At 74.0% G+C, this 2,503-nt stretch carries 2 protein-coding genes; one reads left to right on the top strand and one right to left on the bottom strand.

Annotation, left to right across the window (positions count from 1 at the left end):
* Window positions 1–992 precede the first annotated feature (992 nt).
* A complete protein-coding gene (locus AOK00_RS36140; RefSeq protein ID WP_055604319.1) occupies window positions 993–1,778 on the bottom strand; it encodes a glycosyltransferase family 2 protein in 786 nt (261 codons plus the stop codon).
* A gap of 148 nt (window positions 1,779–1,926) precedes the next feature.
* Between AOK00_RS36140 and AOK00_RS36135 the strand changes: the two genes are divergently transcribed.
* Window positions 1,927–2,503: trehalase-like domain-containing protein (locus AOK00_RS36135; protein WP_254047636.1), on the top strand; the 577-nt coding region annotated here is incomplete at its 3' end.

Below are 2,503 nucleotides of genomic sequence, written 5' to 3'. Positions count from 1 at the left end.
CGGGGTGGGGGCTCCGGGGGAGCGTCATGGCCGCCGCCCCCTCGGTCCTCCGGCGGCGTGTTCAACGTGGGTGCCCCGTCGAAGCCGTGGAGCGGCGGCGGGAACGAGGCGCCCTCCCGGTGCCGGACGTGGATCCGGCACCGGGCACCGGGCGCGGCGCACCGCGCGCTCGGTGGTCTGGGGGTCCGGGGCGGACGCGTCCCCGGAGAGGTCGGTGCGTCCGCCGTCGCGCACGACGTGGATCCCGCCGCGGCACTCCCGGGCACGCGAGCCGGGGTACCGCGACGGGACGTGGGGGGCGTCGGCTCCGGCCGCGATCGCGATCGCGCGGGCCGACGGACGGGAGAGGCTGTTCCGGGCGACGCGGGCCGTCGTGGCCGGAGGGAACGGCCGGCGGGGGAGAGGCCGGTGGTGGAGCGGTGTGCGCCCGCGTGCGGCCGCCATCACGCCTCGCCTCCTCGACGAAGGGCACGGGGCGCGGGGCGCACGGGCGTGCGGGGGACGAGTGCGGGCTGTGGGCGGCGGTCACGGGCACGGGACCGGCACGGTCGGCGAGGTTCGGAGGCGCCGGCAGGCGCGGGTTCGCGGGCGCCCGCTGGTGCGGGTTCGGACGACCCGGCAGGTCCGTCGGAGCCCCGGCTTCGCCGCGCGGTGCGCGTACGGGTGTGGGCCGTGCGGGCGCGCCGCCGACGGGCCGATCCGCGCGGCCTGCACGCCCGGCTCCGGGGCGGCGGGGCGGCGGCGGTGATCCGGTCGGCCGCCCGGCGTGCCGGGTGGGCGGTCGGGCGGTGCGCGGGGCGGCAGAGCGTGCGGCGCCGGGCGTCGGCGAGCGGCCAGTCGGTCATCCGCCGCAGTGGATGCGGTGCGGATGCCACCGGCGCCCGGTCGAACTGGTTGGAGGTCACGACGTGCCTCTTCCGGCAACCGACCCTGCCGAGGGTCTGTCCTGAAATAGTGCTCTTTCCAGCGTTAGCACCCTTACGGGCGATTCGTCAACCGGAGGAAGGGCGGGCGGCGCGCGGGCGCCGCCGGTGCGCCAGCCGCGACAGGGCGTTGTGCGGCCGCTCGTCGAGGAGCGTGCCGAGGATCCGGGTGCCGTCGCGGATCGTGCGGAGGTGCACCGGCTCGTGGAGGCGCGGCCGTTCGCGACTGGGCACCTCGGCGACGCGCAGGCCGTAGTGCAGGGCGTGCGTGACCAGTTCGGCCCCCAGCTCGACGCCGTCCTCGCGCAGGTCGAGGAGGTCCACGAAAGACCGCCGGAACGCACAGAACCCGTACCAGAGATCGGTCAGGTGCTGGCCGTACATCCGGTGCGCGACCCGCAGCAGCGCGCGATGTCCGAGCCGTCGTGAGAGCGGATAGTCGGCGAAATCCCCGCCCGCGATGAAGCGCGATCCCTTGACGAAGTCGTAACCGCTTTCCAGGTAGTGCAGATAGTGCGGGATCTCGTGCGGCGACATGCTGCCGTCGGCGTTCATCAGCACGACCAGATCACCGGTCGCGGCGAGCAGGCCCGCGTGCGGAATGTCGCCGCGCGAGGAGTCCCAGGACCCGAGCCCGCGCACGGTGAGCCCCTTGCGCGCCCGCCGTTCGCCGGGCGGGCCGCCGACCAGGACCACGTCCCCCACGCTCGACGGCACTTGATCGAGGAGCAGATCGAGCGCCGGCCGCGGGTCCCCCTCGCCGGGGCGGACCGTGAGGACGAGACTCACCGTGCGCGTGCCGGAATCGGGTGCGCGGTCGGTCGAACGGCGCAGGGGATGCGAATCGCTACTCATGGGTACGGCCTTCCGCGCGGAAAACCCGCGTACTTCAGGATCCTGCGCCGGAGACGATGCCGTCAAGAAATGGGGAAGGGTATGCGGACCGCCAGGAAAGTATTCTCCTCCCTCTGCACAGGAATTCGATCAGGCATACAATCCCGTCATGGCAGGGCGAATTGAGGACTACGCCCTCGTCGGTGACCTGGAGACCGCGGCGCTCGTGGGGACCGACGGGTCCGTCGACTGGTGGTGCGCGCCGCGCTTCGACTCGCCCGCGTGCTTGGCGGCCCTGCTCGGCGACCCTGGGCACGGCCGCTGGCTCATCGCACCCGTCGGCACGACCCGTTGCACGCGCAGGAGTTACCGGGGCGACACCCTCGTCCTCGACACCGTCTGGGAATCCCTCACCGGAACCGTCCGCGTCACCGACTTCATGCCCCCGCGCTCCCCGAGCGAGGACGCCCCGCGCATCGTCCGCGTGGTCGAGGGAGTCGCCGGACGGGTCGACGTACGCAGCGAGTTGAGGGTCAGCTTCAACCACGGCAGCATCGTGCCCTGGATCCGCTCGGTGGACCGCCGCACCGTCGCCTGGGTCGCCGGACCCGACGCCGCGTACCTCTCCTGCGAGCCCGGCGTCGAGCCCGTCGTCTCCCCGGACCGCACCACCGTCGACTTCACCGTCACCGCCGGCCGCCGCGTCTCCTTCGTCCTCGGCTGGCGCCCCTCGCACACCCCCGCGC

Origin of the sequence: Streptomyces aureus, from assembly GCF_001418135.1 — a bacterium.
Taxonomy (GTDB): Bacteria; Actinomycetota; Actinomycetes; order Streptomycetales; family Streptomycetaceae; genus Streptomyces; species Streptomyces aureus_A.
The sequence above is the reverse complement of the archived record's forward strand: the minus strand, read 5'-3'. Positions and strand labels throughout refer to the sequence as shown.

What these genes read in the sequence shown, in the direction of transcription:
- AOK00_RS36140 (WP_055604319.1), bottom strand. Translation starts at nt 1,778, where the DNA reads ATGAGTAGCGATTCGCATCCCCTGCGCCGTTCGACCGACCGCGCACCC.